21 protein-coding genes, 1 other RNA gene and 1 pseudogene are annotated in these 23483 nt (G+C 40.1%); 11 read left to right on the top strand and 12 right to left on the bottom strand.

Translation table 11 applies throughout. The annotated features are described in order from the left end of the window. Positions 1-181: 181 nt before the first annotated feature. The 4 genes from PSH48_RS12020 (at position 182) to PSH48_RS12005 (ending at position 7212) form a co-directional block, all read left to right on the top strand. Complete coding sequence (locus tag PSH48_RS12020) at positions 182-1888, top strand: transporter substrate-binding domain-containing protein (RefSeq protein ID WP_273611649.1); 1707 nt, start codon at positions 182-184, stop codon at positions 1886-1888. Beyond that, the gene (locus PSH48_RS12015; protein ID WP_273611648.1) at positions 1885-3294 is read left to right on the top strand and encodes a sigma-54-dependent transcriptional regulator; all 1410 of its coding nucleotides are present in this window, start codon (positions 1885-1887) and stop codon (positions 3292-3294) included. The genes PSH48_RS12020 and PSH48_RS12015 overlap by 4 nt, the downstream gene beginning before the upstream one ends. Positions 3295-3710: 416 nt before the next feature. Beyond that, positions 3711-5960: a retron Eco8 family effector endonuclease gene (locus tag PSH48_RS12010; protein WP_273611647.1), complete on the top strand. Its 2250-nt coding sequence runs from the start codon at positions 3711-3713 to the stop codon at positions 5958-5960. 139 nt (positions 5961-6099) lie between these two features. After that, positions 6100-7212 (top strand): reverse transcriptase family protein, encoded by a 1113-nt coding sequence (locus tag PSH48_RS12005; RefSeq protein ID WP_273611646.1) that lies wholly within the window; start codon positions 6100-6102, stop codon positions 7210-7212. Positions 7213-7414: 202 nt separating this feature from the next. Here PSH48_RS12005 and rnpB read toward each other — a convergent pair. Further along, positions 7415-7779: RNase P RNA component class A (rnpB, locus tag PSH48_RS12000), an RNA gene on the bottom strand. A gap of 43 nt (positions 7780-7822) precedes the next feature. Then, positions 7823-8680: a 16S rRNA (cytidine(1402)-2'-O)-methyltransferase gene (gene rsmI, locus PSH48_RS11995; RefSeq protein WP_024033320.1), complete on the bottom strand. Its 858-nt coding sequence runs from the start codon at positions 8678-8680 to the stop codon at positions 7823-7825. Between the two features lie 61 nt (positions 8681-8741). Here rsmI and PSH48_RS11990 point away from each other — a divergent pair, with 61 nt between their 5' ends. The 4 genes from PSH48_RS11990 to dolP all read left to right on the top strand — a co-directional run bounded on the left by PSH48_RS11990 (position 8742) and on the right by dolP (position 12230). Further along, complete coding sequence (locus PSH48_RS11990; RefSeq protein WP_273611645.1) at positions 8742-10625, top strand: penicillin-binding protein activator; 1884 nt, start codon at positions 8742-8744, stop codon at positions 10623-10625. 12 nt (positions 10626-10637) lie between these two features. After that, entirely contained in the window at positions 10638-11009 is a 372-nt protein-coding gene (locus PSH48_RS11985; protein ID WP_004589112.1) for a YraN family protein, read from the top strand. Between the two features lie 68 nt (positions 11010-11077). Then, complete coding sequence (locus tag PSH48_RS11980) at positions 11078-11671, top strand: SIS domain-containing protein (RefSeq protein ID WP_004589111.1); 594 nt, start codon at positions 11078-11080, stop codon at positions 11669-11671. After that, positions 11664-12230 carry a division/outer membrane stress-associated lipid-binding lipoprotein gene (gene dolP / locus PSH48_RS11975; RefSeq protein ID WP_138577850.1) on the top strand — a complete coding sequence of 189 codons (567 nt, stop codon included), beginning with the start codon at positions 11664-11666 and terminating at the stop codon, positions 12228-12230. The genes PSH48_RS11980 and dolP overlap by 8 nt, the downstream gene beginning before the upstream one ends. A gap of 70 nt (positions 12231-12300) precedes the next feature. Here the strand turns inward: dolP and PSH48_RS11970 are convergent, their stop codons facing one another. The 9 genes and pseudogenes from PSH48_RS11970 to PSH48_RS21255 all read right to left on the bottom strand — a co-directional run. Then, positions 12301-12738 (bottom strand): ClpXP protease specificity-enhancing factor, encoded by a 438-nt coding sequence (locus PSH48_RS11970; RefSeq protein ID WP_004589109.1) that lies wholly within the window; start codon positions 12736-12738, stop codon positions 12301-12303. Then, the gene (sspA, locus tag PSH48_RS11965) at positions 12738-13364 is read right to left on the bottom strand and encodes a stringent starvation protein SspA (RefSeq protein ID WP_273611644.1); all 627 of its coding nucleotides are present in this window, start codon (positions 13362-13364) and stop codon (positions 12738-12740) included. Before sspA ends, PSH48_RS11970 begins: the two co-directional genes overlap by 1 nt. Positions 13365-13444: 80 nt before the next feature. Beyond that, positions 13445-14194: a cytochrome c1 gene (locus tag PSH48_RS11960; RefSeq protein ID WP_024033324.1), complete on the bottom strand. Its 750-nt coding sequence runs from the start codon at positions 14192-14194 to the stop codon at positions 13445-13447. Beyond that, a complete protein-coding gene (locus PSH48_RS11955; RefSeq protein WP_004589106.1) occupies positions 14191-15456 on the bottom strand; it encodes a cytochrome b in 1266 nt (421 codons plus the stop codon). Before PSH48_RS11955 ends, PSH48_RS11960 begins: the two co-directional genes overlap by 4 nt. Beyond that, on the bottom strand, positions 15456-16046 hold the full coding sequence (gene petA, locus PSH48_RS11950) for a ubiquinol-cytochrome c reductase iron-sulfur subunit (protein WP_004589105.1): 591 nt from the start codon (positions 16044-16046) through the stop codon (positions 15456-15458). The genes PSH48_RS11955 and petA overlap by 1 nt, the downstream gene beginning before the upstream one ends. Before the next feature lie 555 nt (positions 16047-16601). Further along, positions 16602-16994, bottom strand: coding sequence for a 30S ribosomal protein S9 (gene rpsI, locus PSH48_RS11945; RefSeq protein ID WP_024600778.1), 393 nt, complete (start codon positions 16992-16994; stop codon positions 16602-16604). Positions 16995-17002: 8 nt separating this feature from the next. Next, positions 17003-17431 (bottom strand): 50S ribosomal protein L13, encoded by a 429-nt coding sequence (gene rplM / locus PSH48_RS11940; RefSeq protein WP_004589103.1) that lies wholly within the window; start codon positions 17429-17431, stop codon positions 17003-17005. A 285-nt stretch (positions 17432-17716) separates the two neighbouring features. Next, positions 17717-18805, bottom strand: a complete 1089-nt coding sequence (gene zapE, locus PSH48_RS11935) for a cell division protein ZapE (RefSeq protein WP_154945003.1) — start codon at positions 18803-18805, stop codon at positions 17717-17719. Positions 18806-18900: 95 nt separating this feature from the next. Next, positions 18901-19029, bottom strand: a pseudogene (locus PSH48_RS21255) (hypothetical protein); the annotation flags it as partial. On the opposite strand from PSH48_RS21255, the gene PSH48_RS11930 reads away from it, so the two are divergent. The 3 genes from PSH48_RS11930 to PSH48_RS11920 all read left to right on the top strand — a co-directional run bounded on the left by PSH48_RS11930 (position 18968) and on the right by PSH48_RS11920 (position 22069). Next, entirely contained in the window at positions 18968-19384 is a 417-nt protein-coding gene (locus PSH48_RS11930) for a YhcB family protein (RefSeq protein ID WP_353683220.1), read from the top strand. The pseudogene PSH48_RS21255 and the gene PSH48_RS11930 overlap by 62 nt on opposite strands. A 149-nt stretch (positions 19385-19533) precedes the next feature. Continuing rightward, positions 19534-20886, top strand: a complete 1353-nt coding sequence (locus PSH48_RS11925; RefSeq protein ID WP_004589100.1) for a Do family serine endopeptidase — start codon at positions 19534-19536, stop codon at positions 20884-20886. Positions 20887-20986: 100 nt separating this feature from the next. Then, a complete protein-coding gene (locus PSH48_RS11920; protein WP_024033328.1) occupies positions 20987-22069 on the top strand; it encodes a trypsin-like peptidase domain-containing protein in 1083 nt (360 codons plus the stop codon). A 147-nt stretch (positions 22070-22216) separates the two neighbouring features. Here PSH48_RS11920 and murA read toward each other — a convergent pair whose 3' ends face one another. After that, positions 22217-23476: a UDP-N-acetylglucosamine 1-carboxyvinyltransferase gene (gene murA, locus PSH48_RS11915; protein ID WP_273611643.1), complete on the bottom strand. Its 1260-nt coding sequence runs from the start codon at positions 23474-23476 to the stop codon at positions 22217-22219. Positions 23477-23483: the final 7 nt, after the last annotated feature.

Here is a 23483-nt window from a genome sequence, read left to right as displayed (position 1 = left end):
CCATGATAAATTCGTTAGTACCTAATTTATATAAAATTAAAATACAGACTATAGTCCCCTGCTGCCAACTAAAAACAACCTTTTTGCGGCTGTAAAAGGAACATAAACGCCATTTTATTTGTACTGTTTAGACAATTTACTAACGCACTACCACAACTAAAAAATGCAGAGGTTTACTCACTTGTTTATTAAACAAAACGCTTGGTTTTATGTATTAAAAATAGCGCTACTAAGCCTACTGGGTTTCAATACCCTAAACTGCATTGCACAAGCTAATTTATCGCAGCCAAAACAAATTATAGTGGGCGGAGATTTTAACTACCCCCCTTATGAGTTTATTAACGAAGATGGCGAGCTTACAGGTTACAACGTAGAACTTAGCCAAGAAATAGCCGCTGTAATGGGGCTTAATATAAAAATAAAGCTAATGCCCTGGGCCGAAATAAGAGCCGAGTTTGACCGTGGAAATGTGGATATTTTACAAGGCATGGCCGCCACACCCGAGCGCACCGATCTGTATAACTTTAGCCCACACACGTTTGTTAACCACTCTATATTTGCGCGCGACAATAGCCCTAAAATAGCGCACTACAGCGAGCTTGAAAACTACCGCGTTATTGTACAAAGCAATGGCTCGGCATTTGATATGCTTAACCACTCAGGCTTAAACATTACCCTTATACCGGTTGAAACCCATGCCGATGCCCTGCGCTTGCTTGCCTCAGGCCGCTATGACTTTGCAGTGGTTTCAAACTTACCCGGCTTATATTTAAGTAAAAAATTGGGGCTATCAAACATCACTGCTATTTCTAGCCTAGAAAGAAACCGACTTTATGGCTATGCCACTAAAACCGCAGATGAAGCGCTGTTATCGCAATTTACTCAAGGCTTAGCTATTTTAAAAAACACCGGCCGCCAGCAAGAAATTTACGACAAATGGTTTGGCCCGTTAAACGTATCACCTTGGTCAAAAGCCGGTGTAATAGCGGGTATATGTGTAGTGGTGCTACTACTAATTAGTACCGTGGTGATAATTTGGAACAAAGCCCTGCGCAAAAAAGTAGAAAGCCGCACCAAAGAGCTACAAGCGCAGCAGTTACAGCTACTTCATGCAGATAAAATGGCCTCACTGGGGGTGTTGGTTTCGGGAGTAGCTCACGAAATAAATAACCCATGTAGCATTTTAACGTTAAATTTTCCGTTTATAAAAGAAGCCTTTGAAGATGCAACAGACATACTTGACGAGCATCAAGCACGCCAAGGCGACTTTCTTGTTGCCGGTGTAAGCTATCAGCGCTTTAAACATATGCTGCCAGAAATTTTAGACGATATGCACATTGCCAGTAACAAGGTAAAAGGCATAGTAGAGGATTTAAAAAGCTTTGCCGTAAAAGGTGAAGCATCGCATGAGAAAACTGAGCAGCTAGATTTAAACCTACTAACAAACCGCTCTATTCGCTTAGTCACAAATCAAATTAAAAACTCGACAAACCACTTAGAGGTTAACTTAGCCAACTCACTGCCTGCGTTTAAAGGCAGCGGCAGCCGCATCGAGCAAGTAATCGTTAATTTAATTTTAAATGCCTGCCAAGCGCTTGAAGACAAATCGCAAAAAATTATTATCACCAGCTATTTCCATACTAAACACAATCAGGTTGTGCTGAGCATTGAAGATCAAGGCGTAGGAATTGATCAACAGCACTTAATTAAGCTCACCGACCCGTTTTATACCACCAAACGACAATCTGGCGGCACCGGCTTAGGGCTTTCTGTATCAGCGGGGATCGTGGCAGATCACCAAGGCCAACTCACCTTTAAATCAACCCTCGGTAAAGGCACAAAAGTAAAGCTATCACTACCCTTATTACAACACGAGAGTGAACTATGAATACTAATTTATATCCTAGTTTTGAGGTCCTCATTTGTGATGACGACAACAGCTTTTTACGAAGCATATCGTTTGCAATAGAGCGCTACTGCGGCATTAACAACATTGTACAATGTAATGATAGCCGCGATGTAATTGCCAAACTAAACCAAGGGAATGTTCGCGTTGTATTGCTTGATTTAAACATGCCACATATCAGCGGCGATGAGCTTATAGCGCAAATTACAGAGCTTTTTCCGCACATTTCGGTGGTGATCATCAGCGGTATTAACCAAGTAGAAGCCGCTGTAAAATGCATAAAGTTAGGTGCTTATGGTTATCATGTAAAAACAGAAGATCCCGAACGCCTAAGCAATAGCATAATGCAGGTGGTGCGTTTTCAAGAGCTAAACCTAGAAAACCAAGCCATGCGCGGCTATCTGCTAGAAAACCAAACAAGCCTGCATCCTGCGTTTTCTAAAATTATCAGTGTAGATCACCAAATGCATTCGGTGTTTAATTACATTGAGTCTATATCAAATAGCCAACAACCTATTCTTATAACCGGAGAAAGCGGCGTAGGAAAGGAGCTTATAGCCAGAGCCATTCACGAAACCAGTAGCTGCAGTGGCGAACTTGTGTGTGTAAACGTAGCCGGCCTTGACGATAACTTATTTTCGGATACCTTATTTGGCCATAAAAAAGGCGCTTTTACAGGTGCTGAACAAGCCCGCAAAGGCATGATAGAACGCGCATCAGGCGGGATACTATTTCTTGATGAAATTGGCGATTTAAACCTGGCCTCGCAAGTAAAGTTATTAAGGCTTTTGCAAGAAGGCGAATATTACCCAGTAGGCAGCGATACCCCAAAGCGCATCAACGCGCGCATTATTGCAGCCACCCACCAAAATTTACTCACTAAAAAAGAAAATGGCGAATTTAGAAACGACTTATACTACCGTTTAAAAATTCATCATGTAAATATTCCGCCGCTTAGAGAGCGCAAGCAAGATATAGCCTTATTACTCGAGCACTTTTTAACGCTTGCCGCACAAGAATTTAATAAACCGGTGGCAAGTATTCCAAAAGAATTATTAATTTTACTCGAAAACTACGCTTTCCCAGGCAATATAAGAGAGCTGCGCGCCATGGCCTTTGATGCAATGAGCACCCACCAAAGTGGCGCCCTGTCTATGAAAGCGTTTGAAAGCGTACGCAGCGCCGTGCCCAAATTAGATATGCAAGCCCAGCTTGCCAAGCCGTTATTTGAGTCAACATCAACGCTACCCACTTTAAAACAAGCCGCAGAATTACTGGTGGCAGAAGCTATGAAACGTAGCAACTCAAATCAATCAATGGCAGCGCAACTACTCGGTATATCCCAGCCAGCACTCAGTAAGCGACTTAAAAAAACAGAGACAGAGTAATTTAAGGGTTCTTAGTTAGATAAACTGCTAAGCCAAGGCAGGCATAGTTAGCTCATTTGGTTAAGCGTTGAAAGCGTCTCAACGTTTAACTTGTAGAATGATAATGCGGTTGGATTAACATTCAATAACAAAGTGTTTTTAACACTTTTTATCAGTGAAATAACAGCCTTTAGTCCTGTTGGCGCTAAGTTATTTAAGTAGCATTCTGTAGGTGTGTAATTAGACATAATAGATACCTCTTATACATAAACGTATAGTCGGTATACATGACTAACTACTTAAAACCAGGGCTGTTTTTGACTAATATCTACGAGTGTTACTCGTTCCTCTCTAAGCCTTATTAAGTGAACTTATTCATTGATTAGAGTAGGATGTAGTCTTTAAAATCTCAAAAATTAACTTTCAAGGAATGAGCTATGGGCTTGAAGTCTATTAAAATAAATAACTTACTCTCATTTGACAACTTTGTTATTAATGACTTCAAAGATATCAACTGTATTATTGGAAAAAATAACTCAGGAAAATCTAACCTCCTTAAGTTAATTGACTACTTTTATAAAAAAATGGACGGTGAGCAAGCCATTCCACCTAAATTAAACTCTGAATACACTCCTACAGGCTCTATTAGCTTAGGTTTTGACATAACACGCTTAAAAAAAGTTGTTACATCCAATCGTAAAAAAAGTGACTATCAAAGACATATTTATAATACCTTGTTCACTGGTGAGTTTAATAAAGGTTTTGTATTTCCTTTCGCTGGCAGCAGCAACTTTACAGAAAAGCAGCCCTATATAGAGGTTACACTTACAATTAGAAAAGATGATTCAATCTTCTGGTCAATAAAAGACCATGAAATATTGAAAATAATAAGTAGGGTATACCCTTTCTTTTCGATCGACACTCGGAAAATAGAGTTATATGACTGGAGAAAATTATGGTCATTGATAAGTAAAGTGAAGTTTTTAAATACAAGGTCTCTAAAGAAAGAAGACGTTGTTAATTTCTTAAACGATAAAATATCTGCAAAAAGTGGGTCATATAAAGATTATATTGAAAAAATCGATGATATAACGGAAAGGAGTGACTATAGCTACCAAGAGCGAGTTTTAAATTATGTCAAGGTTGGCTTGGGAGGCCAAAATTTCAATATAGATGGTATGGATTTGGAATTTCACTCTGATGGGACTAACTCACATAAATATTTAGAACTATTTCTTAGTTTAATCATAGCACTAACTAGGCGAGAATTTGTTACTCCTTCAGTTTATATAGATGAACCAGAAATAGGTTTACATCCAAAAAGGAATGAAGAATTAATTTATAGACTTCATGAAATCTACTTTTTATATAAAAAAAATGAAGAAAGAAAACAAAAAAATAAATATGCTACCCCCTACCCTAAAATAATATTTTCTACCCACTCACCTAATATAGTCAAACAGTTAGTTAGACTATTCGAAGGAGAAGAAGAACACCAGCTATTGCATTTTTCTAAAAAAAAGAAAGCATCAACTAAAGTGACAACTTTAAATACACATTTCCCAGACAAGCGTTTTATTAATATTTTTTCAGATAATGAAGCTAGACTTTTTTTTAGTGACTACATCTTATTTGTTGAAGGTGAAACCGAATTAGAAATTTTTGGAAACCAAAAATTAATGGAGCTATTTCCACGGCTACGTCTTGTTGATACTTATAAAACTAATAAAGTAATGCTCAACTCTATTAACCCTCGCTCTGCAAATGTAGCAATACCTTACCTTGTTATCTATGATGCAGATAAATTACTAAAATATGATTTCCCTAAATCAACATTAACTTTCAGGAATGATACTGTCGATCTATATGAACTAGCCAAACCTTATAAATTTTCTATCTATGGGAGCAAAAAGTATACGCAAGGTGCAAACATCAAGTACTTAATTAGTCATGACAAAAACGAAAAAAACTCGAACGAAGATAAAACTGACTACGAAATTTTCAAATACAATGAATTCATTAAAAGAATCAACATTACGACTTTAAGAACATTAAACACCTACTTTTTTTCAACAACAATAGAAGGTGCGCTAATTAATAAGAAAACAATTAAAGTATTCTATAAGTGGTTATTTAATGAGTACTTATATACAGCATGTGTTGGTGGAAGTGGAGACGTAAATAAAACTATAGATACTCTATACCCTAAGCTCGGCTCACATATGAATATAAAACAGGTATTTAAAAGTATATTTAAGTTCCCTCCATTCAGAGGCAAACTAACAACTTCTAGTATCTCCAAGTCTAGAAAAGTAAGAGTATCTTATATAAAAGATTTAATCGTTCAGATAGAGGCTTTACAACTTACCGAAGACGAGTTGATTACTATATTTAGGCTTGTATTCAATGGGAAAACAAATCTTCTGGAGGGTCGTGATAATGAAAACTATCAATATGTATCTGATAAAATTTCTAATGCAGTCACTCTTATTTCTAATGAACTCAACTCAACATACCCACATAAAATTGCAAAAACAGGCGGCTGGGTTACTAGCTTTATAAATTTTAGTTTTAATTATTTAATAAAAATGACTAATAAAAATCAAACTAACCTTCAAGCAGAATTTGAGAATACATTTATGGAGCTATCTGTTATTCTTAAGAAAGTTTCCGCTTCGATAGAGTAGGGACTTACGCTAATATAGGTAAGTGAGTGCTAGACACTCCTAGCCCATTAATGGTTAATCGGGATACTTGTCGACTAGGGCTGCCTTTTAGTCCACTAAGTGAAAAGATGATCTTGTATCAAAGCGGAAACAATAATTTATGAGTGAAATTGACAACCCTACTTTTTTTGATCAACTTGTTGTAGGAAAATACTCTTTATTTAGAGTTACAGGTATACCACCCATAAGCTTCAATGAGGTCATTGAGTTTCAATCAGGGAAAAAGTTCTTTTATAAAGTTCAAGAAAGTTCAGATCTGAGTAAAAGCCATAATAGTATTGTTTCAAAATTCTTAAACAATATCCCTCTAAACAATTCAGCAAAAGCATTTAGACCTCAAACCTCTTATTTAAATTTCCTTGAGCCTCACCGTAAGAACTATAACTTTTTACGGTTAGATATTAAGAACTTCTTTCATTCAATATCTGAAGATTTACTTAAAGAATCCTTTGACTCTTACTTTAAGGCACAAATAGTAAATACTAAGACAAGATCGTTACTGGTTGATAGCTTTATAAATTTGGTAACAGTGAACTTACCTAGAGACTCTAAAAACAAAGAGTTTTTAGAGAAAAAAATATTACCTATTGGATTTAGCACCTCCCCAGTAATATCAAATATTATTTTTAGGAAGTTTGATATTTTAATCCAAATGTTATGTAGCAGATATAACATTGAATACACTAGATATGCCGATGACTTATTATTTTCTTCACCTAAAAACTTGAACACCATTCAATCGGCTTTTTTTCACAATGAAGTCTGTTTCTTATTATCTAGTGGAGGTTTTAAAATAAACAATAGCAAAATATTATCTGCTAAGAAGCTAATATCTATAAAAGGATATACGATTGACGGAAGTGAAGATGAGAAAAGGTTAGGAACAATACGTATTTCTAATAAGAAACTGAAAATTATAGAAAAATTATTGCATGAAAAAAATAAAGGCACTGATAATGTGACAATAATGAAAAAGGTTTTCAAAAAGAACATACAAAAAATTAAATTTAAGTTTGAACCTAAAAAATCCTTCCTAGAAAAGTACTGTTATGATCAAATAATAAATAAAGCATTAGGCTATAGATCATTTTTAATATCATTAATAAAGTTTCATAACCTTTATGAATGTATAGATGAAGACTCTATTAAAAAATATAACTCATTAATAAAGGAGCTTGAAAAGCTCACCCAAACTATCTCAATTACCAACTAACGTTAATATGTATTAACGTTAGTTGGTTTAAATAAGTGAGTCTATGAAAGATAAAATCTAGCCTCTTCAAAGTCATTGCACCATAGTTCACTCTTAATATTGATAATCGACTCTTGAGCATTTTTTATTTTATTTAAAAACTTTTCTTAATTTTTAGGCACAAAAAAGCCCGCAGCGTTAACTGCGGGCTTTTTTGTTGAATGAGTGAGTTAGCCATATAAGCCGGGTTCTGTCCTTTCCGAAGAAAGTGATAATCATTCGTCTAGGCCATAAATCGCTCTATGGCTCAAGCAACCTACCCGGTTCCAACGTGGGCCACGCCATAAGGAACCCTATTTGGTCTTGCTCCGAGTGGAGTTTACCTTGCAACCAACTGTTACCAGTGGCCCGGTGCGCTCTTACCGCACCCTTTCACCCTTACCAACCCGAGGGTTGGCGGTCTCCTCTCTGCTGCACTTGTCGTGGGCTCACGCCCCCCAGCCGTTAGCTGGCACTCTGCCCTGTGGAGCCCGGACTTTCCTCCCCCTGATCATTTTCGTCACAGGCAGCGATTATCTTGGCTAACTCGGCGCGCAGTATACATGAGCTGTGCCTTGTACGCAGTAAAGATTTACTCTTTTTCGTCAATAATTGTTTTATACAGGGCGTTTTTCTTCATTCCAAAGTATTCAGCAACAATACCACAGGCTTTTTTCATCGGCATTTCGCTTTCAAGTAGCGCCAGCATTTTACGCGCCTCTGGCGGTATATCATCTACTTGCTTGGGTTTACCAGGCAACATGAGCACTATTTCGCCGCGTTGCTTGGTTGGGTCATCAGTTAAAAACTGCTTTAACTCACTTACGCTACCATTAAAAAAGGTTTCAAAGGTTTTGGTAAGCTCTTTTGCAAATACCACTTGTTGCTCACTACCTAAGGCCGCTTCTAAATCATCTAGGCTTGCCATAATACGGTGGGTGCTTTCGTACATTATGCTGGTAATGCTTGAGTTTACAGCTTCTATGAAAAAGTCTTGGCGGGCTTTACTTTTAGCCGGTGTAAAGCCAATAAACTGAAAACGATCTGTTGGCAGGCCTGAGCAACACACTGCAGTAATAGCAGCACACGCGCCGGGCACGGGTGTTACATGCGCGCCTTGCTCGCGGCACAGGTTTACCACGGCATAACCTGGGTCGCTTATCAGTGGCGTGCCGGCATCTGAAACTAGCGCGATATTTTTGCCTTCGTTTAGCCAATCAATAATCTGCTGCGCTTTTTGTTTTTCGTTATGGTCATGTAATGCAAAGGTTTTAGCCTTTATACCAAAGTGGCTTAGTAGCTTACCGGTGTGGCGCGTGTCTTCAGCAGCGATTAAGTCAACTTGCGATAATGTCGCGATGGCACGCTGGCTTAAGTCGTCAAAATTGCCAATTGGGGTGGCAACAATGTAAAGAGTGCCAATTTTCTGTGAATTCTCCTCATTTAACATTGAGGTCTCCTGCGTCAGTCAGTAATATAAGCAAATCGCGTTAACGTATTGGGAAATCATTGTGCGACTTAAACTTGTTAGTCTATTAATTATATTGTCAGGGTTATCGGCCTGTAGCACAACCGAAAAACCAACTAAAAATAGCGATAGCATTAACACCAGTGCGAATGCGCTGCAAAATCAAGCAACCAGTGCCGATGCTATTTATAAATTAGCGCTTAATCGTACCGGTGCCGACAAAATTCAATTGCTTTATAGTGCGCGTGATGCGGCTATTTCGGAGCAAAGCTGGCCGTTACTTGAAAACATTTGTAATGAGCTTGAGCAAACCCCAAGTGTAGATAAAATTCAAAACCGCTTATACATTGCTTATGCACAAAAGCAGCAAAATAAAAACGACCAAGCGCTCGTTATTTTGCAATCGCTCGATGGCCAACTTAAACAGCCTGAACACTTTGCTTGGCATCAATATTTAACTGCTAGCATATATGCATCGCAAAACTTTCCTAAGCGCGCCGCTCCTTATTTTTTTAGAGCCTCAGAAACTGCGAATAAAAACAATATTGAGATCCCTGCTCTGCAAAGTGCGCTGTGGGATAACTTAACAAAGCTGTCTTCTTATGCGCTGGAGCGCTTTAATCGTGGCTCTGTTATTCAACAAGGTTGGACTAACTTAGCTTTGTACCACCAGGTATATGCAAATAGCGGTGTAGAGCTTGACCAAGCCATCAATAATTGGCGCCGTCGCTACCCTGGGCACCCAGCCGTAGCTATTTTACCCGAGCAAGATGAAGCCCTAGCCGACCTAGCACCAGTTAATATAGAGCGATTAGCTGTACTTTTACCGCAATCAGGCGCAAATGAGCGTTTAGGTGACGCCCTAAAAGCCGGCATTTTGGCAGGGCTTGATAAGCAAAGTATTAGCGACACTGTTTTTATAGATGAGAACCTTGCAACCCAAGTGCTAAGCGAGCAGCTGAGTAAATTTAATCCAGACTTTGTGATTGGGCCATTATTAAAAGCGAATATAGATAAACTTGCGCAAGCTAAAACACTTATTGATACCCCAACATTACACTTAAATACATTTGATGGTGAGCGACTCTCGCTGCAACATTACTTTTTTGCTTTAAACCCTGAGCATGAAGTGCAGCAAGCGCTGGAGCACTTTTTAGCTAAAGGTTATCAAAAGCCTATGTTATTAGCGCCTAATAATGCCAATGGTCAGCGTTTGGTTGATTACTTTAATATTCAGTGGCAGCGCTATAGCGAAACAAAACCGCAAATTGGGTTTTATAACGATAACAAAGACATGCCAAACACAATTACAAGCTTGTTAGAGGTTGATAAATCTAAGCAGCGTATTAAAACGGTGAAGTCTTTATTTAAACAAGAAGTAGAAAGTGAAACCCGCTCTCGTAGCGATATTGATGCGATTTACATTTTAGGCGACGCTATAGAAACACGCCTGATAAAACCTTATTTAGATGTAAATGTAAGTACTTTTGCACAGCGGATCCCGCTTTATGCCAGCTCTAAAAGCCATAGTAAACAAATAGATCGCACCGATAAAGGCGATTTAGAAGGGCTTTACTTTACAGAGCTTCCGTGGATGCTTAATACGACAGTTAAACAACATAACTTACGCAATCAATACAACACGCTGTGGCCTGAAAATGCCGATATAAGCCAACGCCTATTTGCCATGGCTTACGATGCCGTGTCGGTGCTAAGCGACATTAGGCAATTGAGTGTAATGCCCGGTAATAAGTTTACAGGTTTAAGTGGAAAGCTTTCGGTAAATACAAGCGGACACATAGAGCGTACGCTTGATTGGGCACAATACACAAATAGACGCATAAAAGCCGTACAGCTAGAAACAAAGCAGCCCGTGCCTTTATTTATGCAATCAGCCAACGAAAGCACTACGCTTACGTTTGATTAATCTGGAGCGGCTATGTCGTGGTTTAAAGAGCTGTGGCAAAATAGCCGAGAAAAAGGCCAGTACTATGAACGCCAAGCAGAAAAATACTTAACCCGTGAAGGGCTTACGCCTATTGAGCGTAATTATTACTGCCCCTTTGGTGAGCTTGATGTGATTATGAAACACGGCGATACGCTTGTATTTGTAGAAGTCAAGTTTCGTAAAAACAATGCGAGAGGCGGTGCAAATTATGCCCTTGGCGCACAAAAACAAGCACGACTAAAACGCACTATTTATCACTACTTGGCAGCAAAAAACTTAACTAATCAGCCTATAAGAGTCGACTATGTTGCCATTACAGGTGAAGGCTCTGGCAATATAAATTGGATCAAAAGCGTACTTTAACACCACGCAAACAGATTAGTAAAACGCCCAGCAACAAACAAAAATGACGAATAAATTATTGGTAGTCTATGCAAGATACAATTAAAGAAATTTTTACAGAAAGCATTCAAGTACAAATAGCAGCAGGCGAAGTACTGCCAAGCGCACTAGAGTCTGCGGCATTTACCATTGCACAAAGTTTAATTAATGGTAACAAACTCCTTTGCTGTGGCACGGCAAACTGCCATATGCTAGCGCAGCACATGGCCGGCGTATTAGTTAATCACTACGAAACAGAGCGCCCCTGTTTACCTGCTATTGCGCTATCTCAAGAAAACATCAATTTAGGGCAAAGTAGCCAAGTAGATGAGCATGATACCTTTGCTCGCCAAGTACGTGCCTTTGCACAGCAAGGCGATTTACTGCTTGCGTTAGCAATTAATGGCAACGAAAAACATATTATTTCTGCTGTAGAAGCGGCACTTACTAAAGATATGAAGGTCATAGTGATGGTAGGTGACGATGGTGGAGAACTCGTTGGCTTATTAGGCCCTAATGATGTAGAAATTCGTACGCCTTCTAAGCGCCCTAGCCGCATTATTGAATCTCACTTAGTTAACTTACATTGCTTAAGTGAACTGGTTGATTTAACTCTTTTCCCGCAGGATGAAAATTATGTTTAAACGCTCTCTTATTGTTTTAGGTACTGTTGTTTTGCTGCAAGGCTGTGCAGCCGCAGTGGTTGCAGGAACAGCTGGTGCAGTAACAGCAGCAAATGATCGCCGCACCATTGGCTCGCAAATAGACGACAATAATATAGAAATTAAAGCCAGTATTGCGCTTAGTGAAGTTGAACGACTAGAAAAGTTCGCCAATGTAGACGCTATAAGCGTTAATGGCATTGTTTTACTGGTAGGTCAGGTTGCCAATCAAGAAATGAAAGACCAAGCTCAGCAGAGCATTGAGGGGCTCTCAGGTATACGTAAAATACATAACCAAATTAGAATTGGCTCAAATATTGGAATTACCACACAAACGCACGACTCGTGGCTAACCTCTAAAGTAAAAGCGCAGCTTTTAACAGCTAAAAATATACCGAGTAATAATATTAAAGTAGTGACCGAAAACGCTGAAGTATTTTTAATGGGATTAGTATCTGAATCTGAGTCTAACCAAGCGGTTAACATTGCACGCAATGTATCGGGTGTAGAGCGCGTTATTAAAGTGTTTGAATATTTATAAAATACATAAAAAGCCCTTTATGAGGCACATAAAAAAACCGCTTAATTAGCGGTTTTTTTGTATTTAAGCGTTACTTGATGACGCGTAAATGTGAGCCTTTTTTCTTTTCTGGCTTTTCTGGCGGGGTTTCATCAATAATCTCATCTGATGTTTCCACACTTTCAAGGTCAGGTGCAAAATCGTCTTCGTCCTCTAAAAACTCATCTGCAGTAAAGACTGTTCCTTCGCCATTTTCACGCGCATAAATAGCAAGCACCGCACCTAAAGGCACATATACTTGCATTGGCTGTCCGCCAAAGCGCGCATTAAAGCTTAGTTGTTCCATATCTAACGAAAACCCAGTAACGGCAGAAGGGCTAATATTAAGCACTATTTGGCCATCTTGTACAAACTGCGTAGGCACTTGTACTGCTGGGTACTGCGCATCAACCACTAAATGTGGTGTGCAGTCGTTATCTACGATCCAATCAAAAAAAGCACGTAGTAAATAAGGACGATTAGGCGTCATTATAAACGGATCTCACGCTCTGCTTCAGTTAAAGAAGCTTGGAATGACTCACGCTCAAATAAGCGGATCATGTACTCTTTTAGCTCTTTAGCGCCAGAGCCATTAAGCTCAATACCAAACTCTGGTAAACGCCATAATAGTGGTGCTAAATAACAATCTACTAAGCTAAACTCTTCACTCATAAAGTATGGAGCTTCGTTAAAGATTGGTGCAATTGCAAGTAACGCTTCAGTTAACTCTTTACGAGCTTGTGCAGCACCTGCTGTATTGTTAATGATTTTTTCAGCAAGGCTGTACCAATCAGTATCAATACGGTGCATCATTAAACGGCTACGACCACGCATTACCGGATACACAGGCATTAGTGGAGGGTGAGGGAAACGTTCATCAAGGTATTCCATGATGATGTTTGCCTGATATAAGCCAAGCTCACGGTCAATCAGTGTGGGTACTGTACCGTAAGGGTTAATTTCGTGAAGTGCCTCTGGCAAGTTATCCTTTTCAGCCAAATGAATATCTACACTTACACCTTTTTCTGCAAGTACAATACGTACTTGGTGGCTATACATACAGTTAGCACCAGAAAAAAGGGTCATTACAGGGCGCTTATTGGCAGCTACGGCCATGCCTATACCTCCATTAAATAACTAAAACAGCAATAGGGGCTTAAGCCCCTATTGCAAAATTACCTTGTAAAATGCTCAAATTAATGAACATCTCTCCAGTATTCTTTCTTAAGCATAAATGCCAAGATAAACAGGATAACTAAAAATCCAATTACCTTAATACCTAACGCTTCTGACTCAAGGCGTGTAGGTTCACCTACATACTCTAAGAAATTCGTTAAATCACGAACCGCTTGATCGTATTCATCAACGCTTAATTCGCCCTTACCATCTGTTTCAGTACCAACAACTTTAGTCACTGTTTGACCATGTTGTTCAACTTCTTCAATGATAGGTGTTGGTAAACCTTGTAGTTCTTGAAGAACATGCGGCATACCCACCGATGGGAATAACGTATTATTTACGCCAAACGGACGAGATTCATCTTTATAAAACGATTTTAAGTAAGTGTAAATCCAATCACTGCCACGCACACGCGCCACATTGGTTAGATCCGGCGGAGCCGCACCAAACCATTTAGCAGCATCTTCTTTTGCGATAGCGTTAAGAATATGGCCACCTACTTTTGAACCATCAAAAATCAATTGCTCTTTACCAAGCTCGGTTGGAATACCAATATCACGGAAAGTACGTTCATAACGTTGATACTGCATTTGGTGACAACCAAGACAGTAGTTCATGAACAACTTTGCGCCGCGCTGCAAAGAAGGCTGATCAGATATATCGTTACCCGCTTCCATAAGAGGAACCGAAGGACCCGCAGCCATAACCATGTTAGGCAGCAAGTTTACTGATAAAGCAAATACACCAATAAGTAGCTTTTTCATCATTTCGTTAACCTCTCAGGCAATGGCTTAGTTTTTTCATTCTTACTGTATATAAATAACAGTACGAAGAACATAAAGTAAGTCACAGTACAGATTTGAGAAATTATCGTTTTCATATCAGTTTGTGGCGTTGCACCCACCCAACCTAAAAGAACGAAAGTTACAACGAAACCTGCAATGTTCCATTTGTGGAAACCACAACGGTAACGAACCGATTTAACACGACCACGGTCAATCCACGGTAACAATGCGAGTACCACAATTGACGCACCCATTGCCGCAACACCGATAAGCTTATCAGGGATTGCACGTAAGATTGCATAGAATGGCGTAAAGTACCAAACTGGGAAAATGTGCTCTGGCGTTTTAAGTGGGTTTGCTGCTTCAAAGTTTGGCGCTTCTAGGAAGAAACCATTCATCGCAGGCATAAAGAATACAACCCAACAGAACAAGATTAAGAAGCCAACCACGCCCACAATATCTTTTACTGTGTAGTACGGGTGGAACGGTATCGCATCAACAATGTCTTTTTTGTCGGTGTAATACTCATGGAATTTAAATTTAGACTTATCTTCTTCAGCCACAGTGCCTTTTTTGCGTTTTATTTCAACACCGTCAGGGTTGTTAGAGCCCACTTCGTGCAGCGCAACAATGTGTAAGAACACTAAAATTACAATAACCAGTGGTAGTGCAATAACGTGTAATGCAAAGAAGCGGTTAAGCGTTGCACCCGATATTACGTAGTCACCACGGATCCAAAGTGTTAAGTCATCACCAATTACCGGAATAGCCCCGAATAACGAAATGATTACCTGCGCACCCCAGAACGACATTTGACCCCATGGTAGTAAGTAACCCATGAAGGCTTCAGCCATTAATGCTAAGAAAATAAACATACCGAACAACCACAGTAATTCACGTGGTTTTTGGTAAGAGCCGTAGATCATGCCACGGAACATATGCATATAAACAACGATGAAAAACGCAGATGCACCCGTTGAGTGTAAATAACGTAATAACCAACCGTATTCAACATCACGCATGATGTACTCTACTGATGCGAAAGCGCCTTCAGAAGAGGGAACAAAGTTCATCGTTAACCAAATACCAGTAAGTATTTGGTTTACTAGTACTAACATGGCTAGCGAGCCAAAAAAGTACCAGAAGTTAAAGTTTTTAGGTGCTGGATACTGTGCAATGTGCATGTTCCAAACACGTGTCATTGGGATACGGTCGTCAATCCAACTAACAATTTTACCAAACATTAGGCTACCCCTTTTTCTTCGCCCACTAAAATAGTGGTTTCATCAAGAAAAGTATAAGGTGGTACTTCTAAGTTCAATGGTGCAGGAACTGATTGAAATACTCGCCCAGCCATATCAAATTTAGAACCGTGACATGGACAGTAAAAACCATCATCTGTCCCTTCAACTTTTTCACTAAAGTTACCTTGGAAAAAGCCTGGAGAACACCCTAAATGCGTACAAATACCAACAGCGACAAAAATCTCTGGGCGTAATGAACGGTAATCATTTGTTGATGATTCTAGTTGTTGTGGCTCTTGCGATTGCGGATCACGAAGTTGACCTTCATGTTCTTTCATCTGCTCAAGCATTTTAGGGGTACGTGATACAACCCATACAGGTTTACCACGCCACTCGACACGTATTAATTGTCCTGGCTCAAGTTTGCTGATATCTACTTCTACAGGCGCACCCGCAGATTTAGCTCGCTCACTTGGATTCCAAGACGCAATAAAAGGAACAGCAGCCCCAGCCGCACCAACACCACCTACAACAGAGGTAGCTATGGTTAAAAAGCGACGTCGGCCATTGTCTACAGGCGCATTGCTCATCCACTTATCTCCACTATGATTCTCAACACTTGCTATATTGAGAACATCAGTTACAGCAGGTTAATTTTTCGAAATTTTTAAAATAGAAGCGATCATAATTAAAACCCTTGATTAAAACAAGGTTATTCACAGCCTCACGCTCGAATAACCCGACTTGATCAATAGTTTGATAAAGTAAGATCGAGAATAAAGCCGAATGACTATAATAGCGCTTCTGTAAAAACAATATACTGACCAAGATCAACCCCACTACGAGGAAACAGATAAACTGTACATGGTGATGTTGAACTTGCTCATACTACTTGCCAGCCAATTGTAGCAAAAAATTCCACCAATTAACTGATGGATTTACACTAATTGCGATAATTATTTAACTTTTTTGCAGCGAAATGGGTATTTTAAAGCTTTCGTACATTAAATACGCAGTATTTATAAAATATGATCAGCGCCTAGCCTTAAAAAAGCGGGCTTGAGGCAGGTAAGTACTTAAATTTTAATGCCAAAAACAAAAAACCCAGCATAAGCTGGGTTTTTGAATTCTTGATAACGTAAAAATTAACGTTTTGAGAACTGTGGACGCTTACGCGCTTTCTTAAGACCCACTTTCTTACGTTCAACTTTACGTGCATCACGTGTAACAAAACCTGCTTTACGAAGTTGTGGACGTAATGACTCGTCAAACTCCATAAGTGCACGAGTGATACCGTGACGGATAGCACCAGCTTGACCAGTTGTACCACCACCGGCAACGGTGATGTGAAGGTCAAATTTTTCAGTCATGTCAACAAGCTCAAGAGCTTGACGAACAACCATGCGTGCTGTTTCGCGACCAAAGTACTCTTCTAAAGAGCGCTTGTTGATTACGATGTTACCAGTGCCTGGGCGTAAGAATACGCGAGCACTTGAACTTTTACGACGACCTGTACCGTAGTATTGATTTGCCATGATAGTGCTCCTTAAATGTCTAGAACCTGAGGCTGTTGTGCAGCATGGTTGTGCTCAGTACCTGCGTAAACTTTAAGTTTACGGTACATAGCGCGGCCTAAAGGACCACGTGGCAACATGCCTTTAACAGCTTTTTCGATGATCATTTCAGGCTTTGCAGCTTGAAGTTTATCAAAAGTAGTAGACTTAAGACCACCTGGGAAACCAGTATGAGCGTAGTACACTTTATCTTTGAATTTGTTACCAGTTACAGTAACTTTCTCAGCGTTGATAACGATGATGTAATCACCAGTATCTACGTGTGGAGTGTATTCAGCTTTGTGCTTACCGCGTAGGCGATGAGCGATTTCAGTAGCGATGCGACCTAAAGTTTTACCTTCAGCGTCAACTACGTACCAGTCACGTTTTACTGTTTCTGGTTTAGCAACAAACGTTTTCATTTATAAAAATCCAATGTTTTTCAATTAAAACCACAGGCAGTTATTATTAACTACCGCTCTAAGTATGCTATAACCCCTTCGAGTTTTAGACTTTAGCGCCGCTCACAAGTGGCTAAACTATATGAGGACATAGAACGCAACGTGGCAGACGCGGGAGTATACCAGCACTTAAAACACATTGCTACCGAGCGGTTGTTTTTTCCACAAGAAAATTACAAAAATTTATGCATTTATATAAAAACAACAATAAGGGCACTTTAAAGAGTCGATACAGTCGTATTAGCGCTATGCTAAATGCTCTTTTGCTAAATACTCTAAAGACTGCATTTCCTGCAGGCGGCTAATGCAGCGCTTAAATTCAAAGTTAAGATTGCCTTGGGTATAAAGTTGCGTGATCGGTTTTTCAGCCGAAATAATTAATGTTACATGTCGCTCGTAAAACTCATCCACTAAAGCGATAAAGCGCCTAGCTGCATCATCATTATTTTGTCCAAGCTGTTTAACATTAGAAATAATAACAGTGTTATATAAACGGCTAATTTCCATGTAGTCGACTTGGCTACGTGCGGTTTCGCACAATTCGCTAAATTCAAACATCACTACACACTTGGCCACTTTGCGTGTGTTGATTAAGCGCCCTTCTATTTCTATGGGTTGATCAAGCTCCCCCGCCTCTGGCGATAGCTTATCAAAATATTCAAATAAGTTTTTATCGGCTTGCTCATCTAACGGGCTGTGAAATATTTCGGCTTGCTCAAGTGTACGCAAGCGATAATCAATACCAGAGTCTACATTCACTATTTCTGTGTTCGCTTTTACCAGCTCAATGGCCGGAATAAAACGCGCACGCTGTAAGCCGTTTTTATATAAATCATCAGGTACTATATTAGAGGTAGCGACTAATACTATATTGCGTGCAAATAATGCCTGCATTAAGCCGCCTAATAACATGGCATCTGTAATATCTTGAACAAAGAATTCATCAAAACAAATAATATCGGTTTCGGCTTTAAATATGTCGGCAACAATTTCCAGTGGATTGCTTTTATTATTTAGCTTTTTTAGTTCATCGTGAACTCGGTGCATAAAGCGATGAAAATGCACGCGCATTTTACGCTCACCTGGCAGCGCTTCGTAAAAGGTATCTACTAAATAGGTTTTACCACGCCCTACACCACCCCAAAAATAAAGCCCTTTGATAGGCTCAGGTTCGCTTTTATTAAACAACTTTGCAAAAAAGCCTTGTTGCTGTGGTTTTTTACTTGTGAGGTCATCGTATAAACGTTGTAAATGGCGCACTGCATTTTCTTGTGCTTGGTCATGTACAAAGTCATCGCGCTTAAGATCTTGCTGGTAAGTTTGCCAAGGAGTCATATCTAATTACATTTTAAACACAGTTTAATTTGCACAACATATTAACACGCATCTTAACTCGGGGTATATTACCCACAGGATGATTTATATTTGAATCAAGCATTATTAGATATTTTTTCCCAAAGGGGTGAAGTTATGGGCACAGTTACGTGGGTAGGTTTAATTATTATTACTGCTGTAGTGGCATTTTTTGTTGGTGCATTCGTTACTAAAAAGCAATTTAAGCAAGATGAATTAAAAGAGCAAGCCGAGCAAGCACAAAACGCGCTTGAGCAGTATCGCCAAGATGTGGCCGATCATTTAGCAAGCACAGGTAAGCTTGTGAATAAAATGAAAGAAAACTACGACCAACTACTCAGCCATGTTGAAGAAACCAATCAACTCTTACTTGATGATAAAAACAAAGCACCTAGCGAGCCGTTTTTCTCTAAAGAAACAACAGAGCAATTACAAGCGTCTTTAAAAGAGCGCGAGGTTGACCGTTCATCGGCACAAGCACAACCTGCCGATTACGTCTCGGGTGAGTCTGGTTTATTTGCAGGGCAAAATGGCGATACAAAACCTGCAAAAGCCTCTTAACATACTGAGCACGCTAAAATGTTAGTGCTATCTTGAGGAACTTTTTTTTGACCCCATAGTCTTTAAATGTAACAGCTTTATATTTAAATTCGAAAAGGCTGCTTATGCAGCCTTTTTGCTTTTCCTGTGATGTGGAGTACACCCTGACTATGAAAATGAAATTATCACTTATTAGTGCTGCAATCTTATCTACAAGCTTATTACTAAGCCCAATGGCCTCTTATGCAAAACTGCCTATTGCAGTTAACGGCCAACAATTACCCACACTTGCGCCTATGCTTGAGCAAATTACCCCTGGCGTTGTGAGCATTCAGGTTTCTGGCTCAAAAGAAGTGCGCCGCCGTGCAGACCCGCTTGAATACTTTTTTGGTAACCCTCAACCACGTAGTCAAAAGCGCCAATTTAGCGGTTTAGGCTCAGGGGTTATTATTGATGCCGACGAAGGCTATGTAGTAACAAATAACCACGTAATTCAAGATGCCGAAAAAATGGTGGTAACGCTAGAAGACGGCCGTGAATTTGAAGCCACCAAAATTGGTACCGATAAAGAGTCTGATATTGCGCTATTACAAATAGATGCAGATGACTTAACCGAAGTTAAACTGGCAAATTCAGATAAATTGCGTGTCGGCGACTTTGCAGTAGCAATTGGTAATCCATTTGGTTTAAGCCATACAGTAACCTCGGGCATTGTAAGTGCATTAGGGCGTAGTGGTTTAAATATTGAAGGCTACGAAGACTTTATTCAAACCGATGCAGCTATTAACCAAGGTAACTCAGGAGGCGCTTTAGTTAACCTAAATGGCGAACTAATTGGTATTAATACTGCTATTTTAGGTGCCTCGGGTGGAAATGTTGGTATTGGCTTTGCCATTCCATCAAATATGATGAAAAACTTAGTCGACCAAATTATTGAACATGGCGAAGTACGCCGTGGCTCACTGGGTATTTCTGGCCGCCCACTTGATGCAGGCCTTGCAAAAGCACAGCAACTTGACGTTAAACAAGGTGCTTACGTTATGCAAGTAATGGATGATACCGCAGCAAGCAAAGCAGGTATTAAAGCCGGCGATGTTATTATTAGTATTAATGGCAGCGATATTAGTGGCTTCCACGAGCTGCGAAGTAAAATAGCAACATTAGGTGAAGGACGCGAAGTTAAATTAGGTATTTACCGCGATGGCAAAGTAAAAACCATTAAAGTAACGCTTGATGGTGCTTCGGGTGTAACCGCCGCAGGCGATGAACTGCATCCTGCATTCCAAGGTGCAACGCTTGAAAACGTGCAAAAAAATGGCACTAAAGGTATTGAAGTCGCCACAGTAGATCCGCGCTCTCCTTCTGCACGTGTTGGTCTTGAAGAAGGTGATGTGATTGTACAAGTTAACCGCCAACGTGTAGAAAACATTCGTCAAATGAACAAAATTATCGAAGATACCCAAGGTAATATTGTACTTGGCGTTAAACGTGGCAGAGAGTCTATCTTTGTACTTATCCAATAAGTAACACGTTATAAATAAGCAATAAAAATAACAGCAGCACTTGCCGCTGTTATTTTTTTTGTGCCATCATAAAGAATTGCTCACTAACAATAAGAATCACGTGCTGAAATTACTAAAATTTGTACTTCCCCCTTTGTTTGTCGGTTTAGGTATCGCTTTTTTAGTGGTTTTTTTCAGCCCTAATATGCGCGCCTCTTTACTCCCTAATGTTCCCTTGCCCAGTGCTATGAGCTCAAATCACCTTAGTTTTGCTGACGCGGTTAAGCGTGCTGCACCATCGGTAGTAACTATTTTTTCAGAAAGCATTTCTAAAGAGCCTCGCTATAAGCAACAAAACACCGTTCAAGAGCTTGGCTCTGGCGTAATTATGGCGCAAGACGGCTACATATTAACTAACTACCACGTTATAAATAATGCAGATCAAATCTTGGTTATATTAACCGATGGCCGACGCTTTTTTGATGTGCAGTTAATTGGCTTTGACACCATTACCGATTTAGCCTTATTAAAAATTAACGCCGACCACCTGCCGGTGATCCCCGTAAACGATAATTACACCACCAGTGTAGGTGATGTAGTGCTGGCCATTGGTAACCCACTCAATTTAGGGCAAACCATCACCCAAGGTATAATTAGTGCCACCGGTAAACAAAAAATTACCGATAGCCCTTATAACAACTTACTGCAAATGGATGCTGCTATAAATGTAGGTAACTCTGGCGGTGCTTTGGTTAATTCAAATGGTGATTTAGTAGGGATCACGTCTGCGCAATTTAAAACCCGTGAAAACCTAAATATCCAAGGAATATTTTTTGCTGTTCCCTATTCGCTCGCTAAAGAAGTAATGGCAAAGCTAATACGCCATGGCCGTGTAGTACGTGGCTATTTAGGCTTTGAAGGCACCGCTGTAGATAGCACGGGCAAAGAGGTAAACGACAGCCTTACTGAGGTTGCTGGTATGCGCATCACCAATTTAGACCCATTAGGCCCTGCATGGCAAGCTGGCATTGAAGAGCAAGACATCGTTATTAAAATTGCAGGGTTAAGTGTCGCCAACCCGCAAAAAGTACTCGAAAAAATAGGCAATACACAGCCCGGTAAAGAAATAGAATTTGAGCTGTACCGAAACGGTAAAGTAGAAAAAATAATGGTTAGAGTTGCAGAGCTCGAAACTAAACTCTAACCCAAATGGCAATAAAAAGGTCGGATAGCAATACGCGTATCCGACCTTTTTTTATGTCTAAAGTAAACTGTGTTTAACTCAGCGCGCTTAATTTAGGAGCAAGTGTGCTCTCACCTCAAAGCGAATAAATATTATTGCGAATGGGTATTAGCTACTTCTGCGCTTAATATTGGCACCTAAGCCACTGAGTTTATCTTCAATGCGTTGATAGCCTCGGTCTACGTGGTAAATACGATCGACTACCGTTTCACCTTGCGCCACAATACCGGTTAAAATTAAGCTTGCAGAGGCGCGTAAATCGGTTGCCATTACTTGTGCGCCACTTAAACTTTGCGTTTCACCACAAATAGCGGTGTGCCCTTCTAAACGAATATTAGCGCCCATGCGTTGTAACTCTGGTACGTGCATAAAGCGGTTTTCAAAAATGGTTTCGGTAATTGTTGCACTACCATTAGCCACTACATTTAACGCGGTGAACTGCGCTTGCATGTCGGTTGGAAAACCAGGGTGTGGCATGGTTTTAATATTAACGGCTTTGAGCTCACGATTACGCATATCTAAATAAATGCTGTCATCGTTTACTTCAACTAATGCATTTGCGGCACGTAATTTTTCAATAACAGGCTCAAGTGAATGAAAATCTGTTTTTTTACAAAGTACTTCGCCTGCAGCCATCGCTGCTGCAACTAAAAAAGTGCCCGTTTCAATGCGGTCAGGTAAAATGCGGTGCTCACAGCCGCCTAAACGCTCTACGCCATCAATTTCTATACGGCTTGTACCTGCACCAGTAATTTTTGCACCCATAGCAATTAGGCAATTGGCCAGGTCAATAATTTCGGGCTCGCGAGCTGCGTTTTCAAGCACCGTTTTACCATCAGCAAGTGCTGCGGCCATTAGTAAGTTTTCGGTTGCGCCAACACTGACCATTTCCATGAAAATTTCAGCGCCTTTAAGGCGGCCTTCGACCTTTGCATTGATATAACCGTTTTCAACGTTTATTTGTGCGCCCATGCGCTCTAAACCTTGAATATGTATATCAACCGGGCGTGCGCCTATAGCACAGCCACCAGGTAGCGATACCTGCGCCTCACCAAAACGCGCCACTAAAGGCCCAAGTGCCAAAACAGAGGCACGCATTTGCTTAACTAAATCATAAGGAGCAAGCGTTTTATTAACGGTCGCGCCATCAATATACAGTGTATCGCCTTGCCAATTTACAGTTGCGCCTAAGGTGCTTAAAAGCGCCTCAGTGGTCACAATATCGCGAAGGCGAGGAACATTCGTAAATGTACTTTTACCATCGGCAAGGAGTGCGGCAAACAAAATTGGTAATGCGGCATTTTTAGCGCCAGAAATAGTTACTTCACCCGCAAGTGAAGTGCCACCTTGAATTACAAACTGATCCATTAAGAGG

The sequence above is a fragment of the Pseudoalteromonas sp. Angola-4 genome (assembly GCF_028599265.1).
Lineage (GTDB): Bacteria > Pseudomonadota > Gammaproteobacteria > Enterobacterales > Alteromonadaceae > Pseudoalteromonas > Pseudoalteromonas atlantica.
Note: the sequence above shows the minus strand (reverse complement) of the source record. Positions and strands in the feature narration are given on the sequence as shown.